Annotated in this window: 16 protein-coding genes and 1 tRNA gene; 14 read left to right on the top strand and 3 right to left on the bottom strand. The window is 40.3% G+C overall.

What is annotated here, in order from left to right; translation table 11 throughout:
• The first annotated feature begins 3 nt into the window (after window positions 1-3).
• From MHH37_RS17550 to MHH37_RS17540, 3 genes are all read left to right on the top strand, one after another.
• Complete coding sequence (locus tag MHH37_RS17550) at window positions 4-981, top strand: YvcK family protein (protein ID WP_008406401.1); 978 nt, start codon at window positions 4-6, stop codon at window positions 979-981.
• Between the two features lie 50 nt (window positions 982-1,031).
• Window positions 1,032-1,973, top strand: a complete 942-nt coding sequence (whiA, locus tag MHH37_RS17545) for a DNA-binding protein WhiA (RefSeq protein WP_008406400.1) — start codon at window positions 1,032-1,034, stop codon at window positions 1,971-1,973.
• A gap of 154 nt (window positions 1,974-2,127) precedes the next feature.
• A complete protein-coding gene (locus tag MHH37_RS17540) occupies window positions 2,128-2,385 on the top strand; it encodes an HPr family phosphocarrier protein (protein WP_008406398.1) in 258 nt (85 codons plus the stop codon).
• A 306-nt stretch (window positions 2,386-2,691) separates the two neighbouring features.
• Here MHH37_RS17540 and clpP read toward each other — a convergent pair whose 3' ends face one another.
• A complete protein-coding gene (clpP, locus tag MHH37_RS17535) occupies window positions 2,692-3,282 on the bottom strand; it encodes an ATP-dependent Clp endopeptidase proteolytic subunit ClpP (protein WP_342574064.1) in 591 nt (196 codons plus the stop codon).
• 187 nt (window positions 3,283-3,469) lie between these two features.
• Between clpP and MHH37_RS17530 the strand changes: the two genes are divergently transcribed.
• The 7 genes from MHH37_RS17530 to MHH37_RS17500 all read left to right on the top strand — a co-directional run bounded on the left by MHH37_RS17530 (window position 3,470) and on the right by MHH37_RS17500 (window position 9,217).
• Window positions 3,470-3,541 (top strand) — tRNA-Arg (locus MHH37_RS17530).
• A 743-nt stretch (window positions 3,542-4,284) separates the two neighbouring features.
• Entirely contained in the window at window positions 4,285-5,064 is a 780-nt protein-coding gene (locus MHH37_RS17525; RefSeq protein WP_008406396.1) for a basic amino acid ABC transporter substrate-binding protein, read from the top strand.
• Between the two features lie 30 nt (window positions 5,065-5,094).
• The gene (locus MHH37_RS17520; RefSeq protein WP_008406394.1) at window positions 5,095-5,796 is read left to right on the top strand and encodes an amino acid ABC transporter permease; all 702 of its coding nucleotides are present in this window, start codon (window positions 5,095-5,097) and stop codon (window positions 5,794-5,796) included.
• Complete coding sequence (locus MHH37_RS17515; RefSeq protein WP_008406392.1) at window positions 5,797-6,519, top strand: amino acid ABC transporter ATP-binding protein; 723 nt, start codon at window positions 5,797-5,799, stop codon at window positions 6,517-6,519. It abuts the gene before it with no gap.
• Window positions 6,520-6,721: 202 nt separating this feature from the next.
• Entirely contained in the window at window positions 6,722-7,516 is a 795-nt protein-coding gene (locus MHH37_RS17510) for a basic amino acid ABC transporter substrate-binding protein (RefSeq protein ID WP_340799249.1), read from the top strand.
• Window positions 7,517-7,826: 310 nt separating this feature from the next.
• Window positions 7,827-8,390, top strand: a complete 564-nt coding sequence (locus MHH37_RS17505) for a helix-turn-helix domain-containing protein (RefSeq protein WP_340797817.1) — start codon at window positions 7,827-7,829, stop codon at window positions 8,388-8,390.
• Window positions 8,354-9,217 carry an IS3 family transposase gene (locus MHH37_RS17500; RefSeq protein WP_342576231.1) on the top strand — a complete coding sequence of 288 codons (864 nt, stop codon included), beginning with the start codon at window positions 8,354-8,356 and terminating at the stop codon, window positions 9,215-9,217. Before MHH37_RS17505 ends, MHH37_RS17500 begins: the two co-directional genes overlap by 37 nt.
• A gap of 67 nt (window positions 9,218-9,284) precedes the next feature.
• On the opposite strand, the gene MHH37_RS17495 is transcribed toward MHH37_RS17500, so the two are convergent.
• Together MHH37_RS17495 and MHH37_RS17490 are read right to left on the bottom strand one after the other, a co-directional pair.
• Window positions 9,285-9,545 (bottom strand): Parvovirus coat protein VP1-like protein, encoded by a 261-nt coding sequence (locus MHH37_RS17495; protein WP_342574060.1) that lies wholly within the window; start codon window positions 9,543-9,545, stop codon window positions 9,285-9,287.
• Window positions 9,546-9,633: 88 nt separating this feature from the next.
• Complete coding sequence (locus MHH37_RS17490; protein ID WP_342574059.1) at window positions 9,634-10,881, bottom strand: Zn-dependent hydrolase; 1,248 nt, start codon at window positions 10,879-10,881, stop codon at window positions 9,634-9,636.
• Between the two features lie 124 nt (window positions 10,882-11,005).
• Between MHH37_RS17490 and MHH37_RS17485 the strand changes: the two genes are divergently transcribed.
• The 4 genes from MHH37_RS17485 (at window position 11,006) to hydA (ending at window position 17,852) form a co-directional block, all read left to right on the top strand.
• Window positions 11,006-12,544: a PucR family transcriptional regulator ligand-binding domain-containing protein gene (locus MHH37_RS17485; RefSeq protein WP_342574058.1), complete on the top strand. Its 1,539-nt coding sequence runs from the start codon at window positions 11,006-11,008 to the stop codon at window positions 12,542-12,544.
• Between the two features lie 198 nt (window positions 12,545-12,742).
• Window positions 12,743-14,098: an aspartate aminotransferase family protein gene (locus MHH37_RS17480; RefSeq protein ID WP_340799246.1), complete on the top strand. Its 1,356-nt coding sequence runs from the start codon at window positions 12,743-12,745 to the stop codon at window positions 14,096-14,098.
• A gap of 15 nt (window positions 14,099-14,113) precedes the next feature.
• A complete protein-coding gene (locus tag MHH37_RS17475) occupies window positions 14,114-15,631 on the top strand; it encodes a CoA-acylating methylmalonate-semialdehyde dehydrogenase (protein ID WP_342574056.1) in 1,518 nt (505 codons plus the stop codon).
• An 823-nt stretch (window positions 15,632-16,454) separates the two neighbouring features.
• On the top strand, window positions 16,455-17,852 hold the full coding sequence (hydA, locus tag MHH37_RS17470) for a dihydropyrimidinase (protein ID WP_008406382.1): 1,398 nt from the start codon (window positions 16,455-16,457) through the stop codon (window positions 17,850-17,852).
• Window positions 17,853-17,886 lie beyond the last annotated feature (34 nt).

The raw sequence follows: 17,886 nt of genomic DNA, 5'->3' as shown, positions 1-17,886 counted from the left end.
GAGATGAAAAAAAAGAGAACAAGAATCGTCGTAATTGGCGGGGGGACAGGCCTTTCTACAATATTACGCGGTTTAAAGCAGCATCCTTTTGATATTACGGCCATCGTTACGGTTGCAGATGACGGTGGCTCTTCCGGACGTTTGCGGGATGACTATGATATCCCGCCGCCCGGAGATGTGCGAAATGTAATTGCCGCGCTTTCTGATGTAGAGCCGTTAGTGGAGCAGATGTTTCAATATCGCTTCTCCCAATCAAATGATTTAGGCGGACATTCGCTCGGGAATTTAATGTTGACCGCTTTAACGGAAATTACAGGTGATTTTAACCATGCGATTGCTGAGATGAGCAAAGTACTCAATGTGCACGGAAAGGTTATCCCGGCAGCCAATAAAAAGGTTACATTACATGCCGAATTATCGGATGGATCGGACATTATCGGCGAGTCGAAAATTCCATCAGGCCATGCACCGATTAAACGGGTATACTTGGAGCCTAGTAACCTCAAACCATTACCTGCTGCAGTTCATGCGATTGAACGAGCAGATTTTATTTTGATTGGACCTGGCAGCCTTTATACGAGCATTATTCCGAATTTATTGGTTAAAGGAATTGGGCAGGCGGTTATTCGTGCGAAAGGCGAAAAAATCTATATTGCAAATTTAATGACACAGCAAGGTGAAACGAGAAGCTTTACTGCCTCACAGCATATAGAAGCAATCCATGAGCATGTGGGAGAAGCATTTATCGAATCGGTACTGATCAATGAAAAGGAGCTACCTCCTTCGATTTACGAAAATTATCGGGAGGAAAATGCTGAGCCTGTTAAGTTTGATATTGAAAGATTGCAAGAAATGGGCATTAATATTATTCCAAAAGAGATTGCGCTTATTGAAAATGGAACAGTACGTCATGATGCGGTAAATCTCGCTGAATGGCTTTTTGAATATACAGTAAAGAAAAGACAAACGATGCAAGAATAGTAGTATGAAACAAACACTACATAGGTTGCTAGGAAAGGGGGAGCGAATCCATGTCATTTGCATCTGAAACAAAGAAAGAACTGACGCAAGTAGAAGCTGGTGATAGTAGTTTAAAGGCAGAAGTTTCTGCTCTTATACGGATGAACGGTTCGTTAAGTTTTGCGAATCGCCAATTAAGCTTAGACGTACAAACAGAAAATGCGGCAATCGCACGTCGGCTTTATACAATTGTAAAAAAGCTTTATCCATATAATGTAGAGTTGCTTGTTCGAAAGAAGATGCGTCTTAAAAAGAACAATGTGTATATATGCCGTGTACGGGAAGGTGCGCGGGAAATTCTTGCGGATTTAGAAATTGTCTCAAATTCATTTGAGTTTAATCATACAATCGCCAAATCAATCATACCGAAAGAAAATGAACGCCGTGCCTATTTACGTGGAGCCTTTTTGGCAGGAGGCTCGGTAAACAATCCGGAAACCTCTTCCTACCATTTGGAGATTTATTCTTTATATAAGGAGCACGGGGAAGCGTTGGCAGAGCTCATGAACCGCTATGATCTAAATGCGAAAACAATTGAACGGAAAAAAGGCTTTGTCACGTATTTAAAAGAAGCTGAGAAGATTTCGGATTTTATGAATTTAGTCGGTGCTGTTCAGGCGATGCTGAAGTTTGAAGATGTTCGGATTATTAGAGATATGCGGAACAGTGTAAACCGTATCGTAAACTGTGAAACGGCCAACTTAAATAAAACAATTGGCGCTGCATTGAGGCAAGTGGAAAATATCCGCTATATCGATAATGCGGTAGGGCTTGATCAGCTGCCGGAAAAACTGCGGGAAATTGCACGTCTTCGTGTAGAATATCAGGACGTGACATTAAAAGAGCTCGGTGAAATGGTTTCAACTGGCGTTGTCAGTAAATCAGGTGTCAATCATCGTCTGCGCAAAATCGATGAAATCGCGGATGCGCTCCGTCGTGGAGAGAATATTTAAATCCACTTGCGCATATGGAGCACATACGTCATGGCGTAATAGAAAAAATTGGTAACGATTTCATAAAAGATGTTTCCAATTGTTGTTCTTTTCGGACAATTTCGTTAAGATAAACATAGAAGCGATGAACGGTTGTGAAAGGGAGTATTTCAAGATGATTGAAAAACAAGTAGAAGTAAAGTTAAAATCGGGCTTACAAGCAAGACAGGCGGCTTTGTTCGTCCAAGAGGCGAATCGTTATAAAGCGGACGTCTATTTACAAAAGGATACGAAAAAAGTGAATGCGAAGTCGATCATGGGCATTATGAGCCTTGCCGTTGCAAAAGGCACGGTTGTCACATTATGGGCAGACGGCCATGACGAAGAAAAAGCAATCAATGCACTACAACTTCTAATCGAAAAAGCGGATTAAAACAAAAGGGCTAGAATAAAAGTAAAAATTTCATTGGTAAGGAAAAAATCCTTGTTAAGAAACGGATATTTTAGAAAATTGATTGGAATGGAGGGCGACTCCAGCGGGAATAGCGTGACGCCTGAGACTACAGGCTCAGGCCACGCCCGCGGAAAGCGTCCCGGAATGGAAATCAATTTTTACGCACAGCGAAAAAATGCCATTTTTCTCCCAGAGAGAAAAATGGCATTTTTGGGTTATGTCTTGTATTATTTTTTGAATACAAAAAAGCATACAAGACGGATCTTGTATGCTTGAATGGATCGATTATTTTAATTGGTTACGCTCATAAATTTTATCGATAAGACCGTATTCCAATGCTTGCTCTGCAGACATGAAGTTGTCACGATCTGTATCGCGTGCTAACGTTTCGTAATCTTGGCCACTGTTTTCAGCCATGATGCGGTTTAGTTTTTCACGTAAGTGTAAAATACGTTTTGCAGCGATTTCGATTTCTGTTGCTTGACCTTGTGCACCGCCAAGTGGTTGGTGAATCATTACTTCTGCGTTTGGTAATGAAATACGTTTGCCTTTTGCACCAGCAGAAAGCAGGAATGCACCCATTGATGCAGCCATACCGATACAGATTGTTGATACATCAGGTTTGATGAAGTTCATCGTATCGTAGATCGCCATACCTGAAGTGATAGAGCCACCTGGTGAGTTGATATATAGGTAGATATCTTTATCTGGATCTTCAGCTTCTAAAAATAATAGCTGTGCTACGATTGAGTTCGCAACATTGTCGTCAATCCCACTACCTAATAAAATGATGCGGTCTTTAAGTAAACGTGAATAAATGTCATATGCACGCTCGCCGCGGTTTGTTTGTTCAATAACTGTAGGAATTAAGTTCATTGAAAAATCCTCCCTTTGTTAAAGCTTATATTCGATTACTTTTGCTGAAAATGACAAATATTTCAGCTGTAAACCTATCATACACGTATTAGTCAGTTATGGTCAAATATAAACTCTGATTTTTACAGTTGAAAATAAGGTGTTCCATCTGTATAATGAAAAAAGTTGCACATATTATTATTTATATGTCCTCGTGGTGTAATGGATAACACTTCAGATTCCGGTTCTGAGGCTGGGGGTTCGATTCCCTCCGAGGGCGCTTTCTTTTTAAAGATTATTACTGATCTATATAGAGTTAAAATAATCTTTCTCTTCCATTTTTCTACAGTTTATTTTTGGCGCTACACTATAAATTTCCTAAACCATTCTAATTTAAACGCTCTTCCTATAAAAAATAAAATTCTTTATTAAAAATCACAATTTATACTTGAATTATATGTGAAAAATTAGTACATTATTAAATGTTGTGTTTTCACAAAACTAGTTAGATAGACTATATTATCATGTCCTTTAGGGGGCACCATTTTACTGTTTTAATATACGTTTCAATATCAATTGCAAAAAATCATCTGAGGTTTTTTTGCAATAGAGAATGAAGTTTTATTAGGATAAAAAGAATCACTGTACCGGTTCTTTTTATCCTTCATTCGTTCTCTACCTAAAAATAATAATTCAAGGCTGCATGAGAGGGAGTTCCTCTTGTGCAGTCTTTTTTATTTTAGTTAAAAATTACCTATCGGATTAACATATATTATGAAAAACAGGGAATATATGTAATGGTACGAGAATCCTTTTGAAGAGGGGAATACAATAATGAAATAGTAATAGAGTGAATAAATATTAAATTATATGCAAATATACCGTTAATTTTGTTATAATAATTCATCATACTGCAATAATAATCAATTTTTTAAAAATTAAATGTTGTATATTAATTGCGGAATTAATATAATTGAACATGTTATTAACAAAAAAACTACTACATCCAGGAGGATATTCATAATGAGTACTAGAAAACTATTTAAATGGGCAGCACCTTTAGCTGCAGCTTCAATGATTTTAACAGCATGTGGAGCGGACGAATCGACATCTACAGGGGATAAAGAATATAAGAAAATTGTTGCAGGTACGGAAGCTACATATGCACCATTTGAATACTTAGATGATAAAGGAAATGTTGTCGGCTTAGATTCAGAGATTTTAGCAGCGATCGGCGAAGAGATGGGCATTGAAACAGAAGTGAAAAATGTAGGCTGGGACTCAATGATGAGCCAAGTAACAACTGGCGAAGTGGATATGGGTGCAGCGGCTATTACAATTACAGATGAGCGTAAAGAATCATATGACTTTACAGATCCTTACTATGAAGCAACTTTACTGATCGTGACAAAAGAAGGCTCGACAGTGGCATCTTTGGAAGATATTAAAGACAAAAAAATTGCAGTACAGATTAATACAACAGGCCACATCGCAGCACAGGAATTGCAAGGCGTTGCAAGCTCAAAAATTTTAGCATATGAAAACTTCTCTGTTGCGTTAACGGAAGTGCTGACAGGTGCTGCAGATGCCGCAATCGGTGATAATGCAGTAATTTTAGATTACCTTGAAAACAATCCTGATTCTGGCTTAAAAGCAGTGGAAGATAACTCATTTGAGAAAGACTACTTCGGCTTTATGGTGAAAAAGGGCAACAAAGAGCTATTGGATATTTTAAATGAAGGTCTTCAAAAAATTAAAGACAATGGCAAGTTAGCTGAAATTACAGGTACGGAAATCGAATAAGCTATATTTTAATTTATTGGAGGGTTTCAGATGGATTTTTTTGATTTTTTCCGTTGGGATATAATCTGGAACTACCGTGAACTATATGCAAAAGGACTTTGGGCGACTATTGTTTTAACAGCATGTGGTTATATTGGTGGTATCATATTCGGTCTAGTTTTAGGATTAGGCCAGGTTTCAACAAAAAAATGGATTTACTGGCCGGCTAAAATTTATGTCGACGTATTCCGTGGTACGCCAATGCTCGTACAATTATTATTAATTCACTTAGCTGTTATTCCAACTATTTTTGGAACATCGCAAGGTTGGTGGGTATCGGGTATTGTCGGTCTGATTTTAAACAGTGCCGCATACAATGCGGAAATTTTCCGTGCAGGGATCCAGTCGATCGACAAAGGGCAAATGGAAGCTGCAAGGTCATTAGGGTTAACACAGGGCCAGGCGATGCGCAAAGTTATTTTACCGCAGGCGTTCCGTCGTATGATTCCGCCATTAGGGAATGAATTTATCGCATTGTTAAAGGATTCTTCACTTGTAACGGTAATCGCCGGGGCCGAGATTTTATATGTAAGTAAAGTAGTAGCCGGAACGTATCAGCGTTTCTGGGAGCCTTATTTATTCGCAGCGTTCCTATACCTTGTATTGACGTATGCTGTAACGAAGCTTATTGCATTTATCGAAAAACGAGTTGATATTAATTACAACCCACGTAAGAAAAAGGAGCGCGCGTAAATGATTAAAGTAGAAAACTTACACAAGCATTTTGGCAAGCTCGAAGTGTTAAAAGGAATCGATTATGAAGTACATGAAAAGGAAGTAGTTTGTGTCATCGGGCCATCTGGTTCTGGGAAATCAACGTTTCTTCGCTGCATGAATTTGCTGGAGGAAGTAACGGATGGTGCGATTTATATTCAAGGTGTCAAAATCAATGATCCGAAAACAAACATTAATGATATCCGTACAGAAGTGGGGATGGTGTTCCAACAGTTCAACTTATTCCCGCATATGTCGGTCATCGATAATATTACAATGGCACCGATGCAAATTCGTCAACTGAACAAAGCCGATGCCGAAAAATTGGCACTCGAGCTATTGGATAAGGTCGGTTTGCGTGAAAAAGCAGATAACTATCCGCAGCAATTATCAGGCGGTCAGCAGCAACGTGTCGCGATTGCCCGCGCATTAGCGATGAAGCCGAAAGTAATGCTGTTTGATGAACCAACGTCAGCCCTTGACCCCGAAATGGTAAAAGAGGTTTTGGAAGTAATGAAAAACCTTGCTAAAGAAGGCATGACAATGGTTGTCGTAACACATGAAATGGGCTTCGCACGTGAAGTAGGTGACCGTGTCCTGTTTATGGATGGCGGCTATATCGTAGAGCAGGGCCACCCGGATGAAGTATTCGGCAACCCGCAAAACGAACGGACAAAAGCCTTTTTAGGAAAAGTATTATAAATGTAGGTAAACTATCTTCTATTATGTTGAGTAGTAGAAGGTAGTTTTTATATTTAGTAGGATTTACAGTTGTTTGGAATGAAAGGGAGGCGACTCCTTAGGAAAACTTTTATATCCTAAACTATCAGAAGATTTAGAATTAAATATTGTGTGGTTCTACTAAAAAATGTATAATCTTAACAAAAATAGAGGGGGTTTTATAATGTTCAAAACAAAGAAGTTTTTCATAACGATGCTGCTAATGGCATTAACAATCATTTTAGCCGCATGCGGTACAGCGGATGATGAAACATCGGGAAGTGCAACATCCGGAGAAGGTGGCGGTAAAAAGCTGTTAGTAGGAACGGAAGCAACATTTGCCCCATTTGAATCGATGAATGATAAAGGTGAAATTGTTGGAATCGATGTAGATATTATGAACGCAATCGGTGAAGAAATCGGTTCAGAAGTAGAATTCCGAAATGTCGGTTGGGAGCCGGTATTCCAGCAAATTACGAACGGTGAACTTGACTTAGGTGCATCAGGCATTACCATTACAGATGAGCGTAAAGAGACGTATGATTTCACAGATCCATATTATGAAGCATCATTAATGATTGTTGTGAAAGAAGATTCACCAATCAAAACATTGGATGAGTTGAAAGATCAAAAAGTTTCTGTTCAAATTAATACAACAGGGCATATTGCAGCACAAAACCTGCAAGGAAAATCAAGTTCAAAAATTTTAGCGTATGAAAACCAGCCGATAGCATTCCAGGAAGTAATCAATGGTGCAACAGCAGCAGCGTTTGGCGATAATGCGGTTGTTATCGAGTACTTAAAGAACAATCCGGATTCAGGACTAAAAGCGATTGAATCGGATCAGTTTGAAAAAGAATATTACGGCTTCATGGTGAAAAAGGGGAACACTGAGTTACTGAACCGTTTAAATGAAGGCCTAGCGAAGATTAAAGAAAACGGTAAATTAGAAGAAATTACAGGTCAGAAGATCGATTAATTTATAAGTGAAAAATATGATAAAACCCGTATTATGAAACTTAAACTTTATGAATTGATTGGAGTGTAGGGGCGACTCCTAGGGAAATAGCGGGACGCCTAAGACTTAGGAACAAAAGCTAAGAGCGCCACGTCCTGTGGCAACGCTTTTGTGACCAACATCGTGTTGGCCTCACGCCACGCCCCCTGGAAAGCGTCCCTGGAACGGAAATCAATTCTAGAGTAAGCAGAAACACCTCAATTCTCTTCCATAGAAAGGTGCTGCACCCCAAAAGTTAGAGTTAAAAAACTAACTTTTGGGGTGTTTTTCTATGGTTAAATATAGCGAAGAATTCAAATTAATGGTGGTTAAAGACTACCTGAGTAGTTCATTAAGTTATCGAGTAACAGCTAGGAAACATGGCGTCGCTGAAGAATCTCAAGTAAGACGTTGGGTGCGTGCTTTTAAAGAATTTGGTCAAGGTAGCCTATCGATTAAGAAAAAGAAGCAGTTTTATTCTGTTCAATTTAAATTAGATATATTAAACTTTATGAAACAAACAGGTGCTTCTTATCTAGATACGGCGATTCAATTTAATATGAATAATCCAAGTTTAATCGCAAATTGGTACAGTAAATTTTTAAAAGAAGGGATAGAGGGCCTGCAAGAAAAAGCAAAGGGGCGCCCATCTATGTCTAAAAAATCAAAAACTACACAAAAGAAGCAAGAAAAAGAACTGTCACGTGAGGAACAGTTAGAGCGCGAAAATGAACTGCTTCGTTTGGAGGTTGCGTATTTAAAAAAGTTGAAGGCTTTTCGAGAGAATCCGGATGCCTTTCTCGAAAAGCACAAGCAGCGATTACCTTTGGACTCAAAGAAGAAGGATTCCGATTGATAGATATTTTAAAACGAGTGGACATTCCAGAAGCAACGTATCATTATCATATCAAACAAATGAATCAGGAAGATCCGGATAAAGCATGGAAAACATTGATTTTAGAGACGTTTGAGAAACATGAGGGTCGATATGGCTATCGCCGAATTCACGCAGAATTAAAGGCAGAAGGACACATAATCAACCATAAAAAAGTACAGCGAATCATGAATGAAATGAATTTGAAATGTGAGAAATTCGGGCGTAAATCTCGTTATAAATCTTATAAAGGAACTGTGGGTAAGGTCGCAAAGAATCGATTAAACAGACGTTTTATCACACCAAATGCCCTTCAAAAATTAGTAACAGACATAACCGAATTTAAGTGTACAGATGATGAAAAATTGTATCTAAGTCCCATCATGGATTTATTCAACGGTGAAATACTCGGTTTCAGTATGTCGAAACGCCCTACACTCGATTTCGTAATGGAGGCACTTGACCAAACACTTCCGATTATTCATGAGCAGGCGAATTATCGAACAACAATTCATTCGGATCAGGGGTGGCATTATCAACATAACAAATGGGTGAAAACATTAAAGAGAAACAAGATTTTCCAAAGCATGTCTCGTAAAGCAACATGTGCAGACAATGCGGCCATGGAGAACTTTTTTGGCATACTCAAACAGGAAATGTATTATGGGGAAGTATTGATTTCCTATGAAGCGTTACAGAAGAAAATTGAGAAGTACATCAGTTATTACAATAATGATCGAATTAAACAAAAACTGGCCGGCATGAGCCCGGTAAAATACCGAACTCATACCAGCCAATTAGCTGCATAATAAAAACTCTAACTTTAAGGGGTCACTACCAAATTGAGGTGTTTCGTTTTGTTCAAGTTTATAAGGACTATATTAGAAAATTCTTTAGCCGTATCGCTCTGGAGAATAAATTTGCGTCCCTCCCCATTTTCGTTGAGGGGTTTTTGTATTGATTTAAACATTGTTGAAAAATTGCGTCACAATATCTTTTATCGTAGCCACTTGCATAACAAGCATCGTGGTGCAGACAGCAATTATCGACTGCATTCGTTGGTGCACCAGGTCCGCTGCAACCAGGTCCGCAGAAACGGTAACCAGGGAAGCAGAACCCCATTGCAGGACGTCTCATCATCCCACCTCCTTCTACTAGATACCATATAGTATGTTCACCTAATAAGAAGAGGAGGGCAAACCTATTGATTTCATCATAAAAACCCTTACTTTACACTAGCAGACTTAACGGGTGAAACCGAAGATTCGGCTACTTTCAATATTGCATTAACAAGGACATCGGCACCCTTTGAACATTCTTCGTAGGAAGTATATTCATCTTCCCGGTGACTATAGCCTTTCGCACTTGGAACAAAAATCATTGTAGAAGGAATATATCCTGCGATAAATTGAGCATCGTGGCCGGCACCGCTGAACATATGATGACGTGAATAGCCCAGTTCATCTGTACTTGCTGCTACAGCATGGACAACTTCCGGTGCGAAATAGACCGTATCCCGGCTCCATAGTTTTTGGTAGCTCAGTTCGCAGTTTTCGATTTCTTTAGGAAGGTCAAAAATAATTTGTTCCACTTGCTGGATGACTGTAGGGTCTTGGTGGCGGGACTCCAACGAGAAAGTTACGTTACTCGGAATGACCGTATGAATATTCGGGTAGGCATTGATACGTCCGATTGTATAAACAAGATCTTCAGGAAGTTGTTTTAATTTATTTTGCAGGATGGAAATGATCTGCATCGCGGCAAACATACTGTCTTTACGCATGGAAATAGGGGTAGTGCCCGCATGGTTCGATTCACCGGTTAATGTAATGTCATAGCAAACCATGCCAAGAACGCCTTCTACGACCCCGATTTCTTTTTTATAATGTTCCAAAACGGGACCTTGCTCAATATGAAGCTCCAAATAGGCATGCGCTTCGGTTAGGCGGTTTGCGACATCACCTTCATAGCCGCTTTCTTTCAAGGCTTGTTCAAATGTTACCCCTTTTCGATCCGTCGAAGCGAGCATCTTTTCCTTTTCGAATTTTCCTGAAAGAACACCTGAAGCCATTAAGGACGGTTCAAAACGTGCACCTTCTTCGTTTGTGAAGTTTACGATTGTTATAGGGTGATTTAGTTCGAGTTCCTCATCAATAATTGTTTGGACAGCTTCCAGTGCAGTTAAAACACCGAGCACTCCATCAAAGCGTCCTCCCTTTATGACAGAATCTAAATGTGAGCCGATGACAATCGGCAAGTTATCGGAGTTGGATGGCAGTGTTGCGTACATAGTGCCCATATCGTCAACCGTTACCGTCATGCCGAGCTGTTCACAAATTTCCTTGAACTTGTTGCGGGCGAGAATATCTTCGGGAGATAGGCTTAAACGTGTGACACCATTATTTTCTGTTGCCCCAAATTGGCTAAATAAATCAATAGTGTTTTGAAGTCGTTCGCGGTTTGTTTTTAACATAAAATTCCCCCTTAAATTCAATAATATATAAACATTAGCACTAGCATATAACAAATTAATATATACTTAATGTAAAATGATACAATAATTGTATGGACGAATTGTTAATGATAGGGGGCTGCTTATGTTAACCGTAAAAGAAGTTCTAAATCGAAAATACTTTGAATCGGCGAAGGTCGTCGCAGGTCAAACCGGCTTAAGCCATGCGATCAAATGGATTCATATATTGGAAGTTACCGATGTGAAGCAGCTGATAAAAGGAAATGAGCTCATTCTGACAACGGGCGTCATTTTAAAAGATAATGAACAAGGCTTTCTGAATTTTGTAAGGCAACTTAATGAATTAAATGTAGCCGGGCTGTGTATTGAGTTAGGTATGTACATTCAAACGATTCCGGAAAGTGTCATTAAACTGGCGGATCAACTGGATTTTCCGCTCATCGTTTTTCAGGAAATTGTCCCGTTTGTCGGCATTACGCAAGATTTGCATACAGCGATCATTCATCAGCAGTACGATATTTTAAGGCAGCTCGAAGATTATTCCCAGAAGATCAACAACTATGTTTTGAAAGTGAACGACAAAGTGAAGATTTTGCAGTATATGCAAAAGTATTTAAACGTGGATATTTATTTTGATGTGAACAAAGGAACAAGTCTCGCAATCCCGGATAAAAAGATTGAAAATTGCAAAAAGTATATCAATCTTTTAGGTAGTAAACATAAAGCAAAGATTGAAGTGAATTTATTTGATCAGTTGTACGGGACGGTCTATATATACTCCGAAAAAAGAGAAATGACGGAATTGGATTTACTTATTTTGGACCGCACTGTAGTTACGCTGTCTCAGTTTATTTTAAGAGATTTATATATTGAAGAAAAATTGGAAAGCGAAAACCGGAAGTTTTTTGAAAAATGGCTCGAAGGTGAAAACAGCGATGATGAATTGCTTTATTTTATCGAAGAGTTCGATCAAAAACTGAAGCACAATGGCTGGATGGTCATGATTCATCAGCTTAGAAGAAAGAATGCGATAAAGGATTTAACGAATTATAAAATCAATCTTCGCCAGGCGCTGCAGAAAGAAGGGTTTTACACATTTATTGTCGAGCAGTCCCAATATTTAATTTTTATCATCAACGATTTGGCGCAGGGAGCTACGTATAAAGAACGGATGAACCGCGTAATGAATGAGATGATTCATCAAAGTAAACAGGACATGCTTATTGCTGTTGGGAAATATGTTACGCATTACAATGAATTGAAAGAAAGCTATCAAACAGCGCAGGAAACCCTGCAAATCCGGATGAAACATACAGAGCTTTCGTATTTTTACGATGAACTGGTGTTGTACCATATGGTGAAGGTTCTGCAAAACAACAGCAGTCTTATGCAGGCGGCAATGGAAAAAATCGAAAAACTCAGCCAGTATGACAGCAAGCACAATGCGAATTTAATTCAAACACTCGATGTTTATTTTCAGTGTAATGGACTAAAAAAGGAAACTGCCGAAAAACTATTTATCGTCCGCCAAACTCTTTATCACCGCCTGGAAAAAGTGGAACAGATCATCGGCAGTGACTTTATGAAGTACGAAAACCGCCTCTGCCTGGAAATCATGCTGCTCATGACGAAGCATAATTATTATGAGGGTGTGAAGGTGTAGGTGCCGTGATTGAAGATGATGCAATTAAATATCAAATGCGTTGATTGGAATGGAAATCAACCCCCTTGCCTGATCAGGATATCCTCATGTGCTAAATGTGAAATCAAGGCAAACATCCATTTGACACTATGTATAATGCCCTTAATCTTCCAATAAGCGAAAATAGAAATAGAGTTTAGGAATGTAGGAGGGAAATGCATGAGCCAATATGTAGAGTATAACTGGAAAGCAAATGACGAAAAACATGTATGGCACTCGATGAAGCCGTATAACCCAGAAGCAACATTTATCGTTGAACGAGCGGAAGGAGCTTGGCTGACAGATATCGATGGCAATAAATATTTGGATGCAATGGCAGGGCTTTGGTGTACGAATATTGGTTATGGTCGTAAGGAAATTGCCGACACAGCTTACGAGCAAATGCTTAAAAATTCTTATACACCGCTGACGAATGGGCACACCCCTGCAATTTTGCTGAGCCAGAAAATCAGTGAGCTGCTTGGGGACGAATATGTTGTCTTCTATTCGAACAGCGGATCGGAAGCAAATGAAGTTGCGTTTAAAGTGGCAAGACAATATCATCAGCAAAAAGGTGATACGACCCGTTATAAAATCATTTCCCGCTACCGTGCTTATCATGGGAGTTCAATGGGTGCTTTAGCAGCAACAGGTCAAGCGCAACGCAAATATAAATACGAGCCGCTTGCACCCGGCTTTTTACATGTGGCACCACCTGATCAATACCGGAATCCGGAACAGGCGGAAAACGGCGATGCTACGACACTGCCTAGTGTGAAAAACATTGATCAAGTAATGACTTGGGAAATGTCCGAAACGATCGCCGCTGTCATTATGGAGCCGATCATTACAGGTGGCGGTGTCATCGTGCCGAATGAAGATTACTTGAAAGGCGTAAAAGAGGTGTGCGAGAAACATGGTGCGCTTTTAATCGTTGACGAAGTAATCTGTGGCTTCGGACGTACAGGTACAGCGTTCGGCTTCCAGAACTATGGCATTAAACCGGATATTGTGACGATGGCAAAAGGTTTAACAAGTGCCTACATGCCATTATCAGCAACTGCAATCCGCCGTGAAATTTACGAGCAGTTTGTCGCGAACGGGGACTATGAGTTTTTCCGTCATATTAATACATTTGGCGGTTCACCGGTTGCATGTGCTGTCGCATTGAAAAACATTGAAATTATGGAACGTGAAAATTTATTTGAGCAATCCGTTGTTCTTGGAGAATCACTTAAGCGCACATTGCAAGAAAATTTAAATGATCATCCATTCGTAGGTGATATTCGCGGAAAAGGATTATTGATTGGTATTGAGCTTGTGGAAAATAAAGAAACGAAGGCACCGCTTGATGTTGAGCGCGTGAATGCAGTGATTGGCTACTGTAAGAAAAAGGGTGTCATTATCGGGAAAAACGGTGTAACGGTCGCGAACTTCAACAATATATTAACGCTGTCACCACCGCTTTCAATTTCAGTGGAAGAAAAGGACCTGATCGCCAATACAGTGATTGAAGCAGTAAACAGTATTAAATAAAGGGGGATCTTCATAATGACAGAAGCAGTTTCGGTAAAAAAGTTAACACATTTTATCAATGGTGAATTGGTCGAAGGGAAGAGCAACAACTATTCGAAAGTTTATAACCCGACGACAGGCGAAGTAATTGCCGAAGTTCCGATTGCGACAGCTGAAGAAACACGTGAAGCCATTGCAGCAGCAAAAGCAGCTTTTCCGGCATGGCGTGATCTGTCTGTTGCGAAGCGTGCGGAAGTGTTGATGCGTTTCCGCTTTTTACTGACGGAAAATATGGAGCAGCTGTTGGATATTATTTGTACGGAGAGCGGGAAAACGTTGGAGGATGCGCGCGGTGAAGTGACACGTGCCCTGGAGTCAGTTGACTTGGCAATCGGTGCGCCTCATCTTGTGAAAGGGGAATATTCGGTAAATGTGGGCGGGCAAATTAATGCCTACTCTGCGAAGTATCCTTTAGGTGTTGTAGCGGCTATCTCGCCATTCAATTTCCCGATCATGGTGCCGTTAGCGCAAACATCGATGGCAGTCGCTGTTGGGAACGCGGTTATTTTAAAAGCATCCGAAAAGGTGCCGATGACTTCGCTGTTTGTCAGTGAGTTATGGAAAAAGGCAGGTTTGCCGGACGGAATCTGGACAGTTGTAAACGGCAGTAAAGATGCGGTAAATGAGCTGTTGGAAAACCCGACTGTTCAAGCGATCTCATTTGTCGGTTCGACACCTGTTGCGAAATATATTTACGAAACGGGTTCGAAATACGGCAAGCGCGTTACGGCTTTAGGCGGCGGGAAAAATAATATGGTCGTTATGCCGGATGCGGATTTAGAGCAAGTGGCGAATGCGTTTATCGGTGCTGCATATGGCGCGGCTTCCCAACGTTGCATGGCAATTTCTACAATTATGCCGGTTGGTGAAGAGACGGCTGATCGACTTGTGGCGATTTTAAAAGAGAAAATCAGCAACTTAAAAGTGGGCAGCTATAAAGAGGAAGGCACGGATTTTGGTCCGGTCATTTCGAAAGAGTCGAAAGAGAATATTTTAAAAGCGATCGATTTAGCGGAACGTCAAGGTGCGACGGTTGTAGTCGACGGCCGTGAACTGGATATCGTGAAAAACGCGGAAGGCTTCTTCGTTGGTCCGACATTATTGGATAATATTACGAAGGAGATGGAGATTTTCGATGAGGAAGTTTTCGGTCCGGCTCGTAATGTCGTGCGCGTGAGTACACTTTCGGAGGCCATTGATTTCATTAACGGTCAGGACCTGGCGAACGGGGTCACAATCTTCACGAATGATGGTGCGGCAGCGCGCAAGTTTACAACGGAGATTGATGTAGGTATGGTCGGCGTCAATGTGCCGATTCCAATCCCTGTCGGCTATCATAACTTTGCCGGCTTTAAAGGTTCGCGCTTTGGTGAAGGGCATATGTTTGGTCCGGATCAGGCCCGATTCTTTACGAAAACGAAAACGGTATCGGAACGCTGGCCAGACACAACAGAAACGACAGCATCGACATTCGCTTTCCCTAGCAACAACTAAAATACATGCAAATACCAGCCTAATTCCGGAAGTGGGGTTAGGCTGTTTTTTGTTGGGATGATGGGTGGGGTGGATACTGATTTGGGCTTGATGAACGCGGATTTACAGCTTTATTAGAACAATGAGAGCGGTTATTAGAAAAAGTGGACCGGTTATTAGAAAAGTTGGGGTGTTTATTAGAAGATTGGGCGGTAATGGTGTCTACAAGTACTGATTTAGACGGGTGAGTAAACGGGTTTATAGTTTTATTAGAACATTGCCAGCGGATATTAGAAGAAACAGAGTGAATATTTGAAGATTTGGGGGAGATATTAGAACATGGCGGACACATATTAGAACAAGAGAAGGATATATTAGAAAATCCAAACTTTATTAGAACAAATAAAAATATATTAGAACAACTCCGTAACATATTAGAAAACTCTTCACCGAAGCTTCCTCCTACTAAATACCCGACAAAAACAATACATTATGTTAGAAAAACTTACATAAATACAGTATATTTCCTTACAACTTTTAACCTTTTGTCTAAAAAAATTACGGAAAAAATTACCTTTTGTATATTAATTTTATTCTAAACATTCAGTAAAGTTATATTTATGAAGGATTCACAAGGGTTTTATTAACAGAAAATATTTATTTAAATTTTTTCCGTTAATTAGATATTATGTTACTAATTGTTACATATAATACTATATATTAAATTATATGCTTAAAAACTAGTAAATATTCTCAAAAGTTAATAGTACTAGAATCGAAATTAATCTGCGCTTTGGTTTTTCATTTTTTCAATAGAAATTACTAGAAAACTAGGAGGGTTCATATGAAAAAGATTATTACTGGGGGAACAATTGTTACTGCTGCGGATACGTTTAAAGGGGATGTGCTGATTGAGGACGGGATCATCACTCAAATTGCAGCAAAAATAGAAGATGCGGAAGCAGAAATTATTGATGCAACAGGAAAGCTTTTATTCCCGGGTGGTATTGACCCTCATACCCATCTTGATATGCCGTTCAACAATACGGTAACTGATGATGACTGGCAATCAGGAACGATTGCTGCGGCATACGGTGGAACGACGACGATTATCGATTTCTGTATTAGTGCGGGCTCGCCAACATTGATGGATGCGATTGATACGTGGCATGGCAAGGCACAAGATAAGGCCGTGATCGACTATGGCTTCCACTTAATGATCGGTGATTTGAATGAGCAGCGCCTGCAGGAATTACCGGAAGCATTGGAAAGAGGCGGGATCAGCTCGATCAAAGTGTTTCTTGCTTATGCGAAGGAGTTCCAGGCGACGGATCGTACGTTATTCCAGGCGTTTAAAGTCGGGAAGAAGCTTGGTGCAACGGTGATGGTCCATTGTGAGAACGGATCGGTTATCGATGAGCTAGTAGAAGAAGCGAAAGCGAATGGTCAGACGGAGCCGATTTATCATGCGCTTACTCGTCCGCCTGAAGTAGAAGGGGAAGCGACGAAGCGTGCGATTGAGCTGGCGAACTTAGCGGGAGCGCAGTTATATGTCGTGCATGTAACGTGTAAAGAAGCGGTCGATGAAATCATTTCGGCACGTAATAAAGGTTACAACGTGTTAGGGGAAACTTGTCCGCCGTATTTAGTGCTTGACCAGACAGCATTGGAAAAGCCGAATTTTGAAGGCGCGAAATATGTATGGTCACCACCGTTACGTCCGGTAGAGCATCAGGAAGTATTGTGGAATGCACTGAAAGCGAAGCAGCTGCAAACGATTGGCTCAGACCAATGTTCGTTCAGCTTCAACGGCAAGAAAACATTAGGGAAAGATGACTTCTCGAAAATCCCGAATGGCGGGCCGTTTATCGAAGACCGTTTCTCTGTACTGTATTCGGAAGGTGTTGCGAAAGGCCGCATTACAGAAAATGAGTTTGTTGATATGATTTCGACGCAGTCTGCGAAAATTTTTGGGCTATTCCCTAAAAAAGGAACGATCGCGGTCGGTTCGGATGCGGATATCGTATTATTCGATCCGACAGTAAAACGTACGATTTCTGCAGAAACACATCATATGAATGTGGACTACAACGCATTTGAAGGGCTTGAAGTGACGGGTGAGCCGACAAGTGTGCTCGTGCGCGGTGAATATGTTATTCAAGATAAAAAATTCGTCGGACAGCTTGGAAGCGGCAAGTATATCCGTCGTGAAGTAAAGGGTTCCACTAAAGTAACTTCATAACACAATCAATTCGCTTTTGCGTAATTGCGTCCAG

It is taken from the genome of Solibacillus sp. FSL K6-1781 (genome assembly GCF_038630735.1).
GTDB lineage: Bacteria > Bacillota > Bacilli > Bacillales_A > Planococcaceae > Solibacillus > Solibacillus silvestris.
The sequence above is the reverse complement of the archived record's forward strand: the minus strand, read 5'-3'. Positions and strand labels throughout refer to the sequence as shown.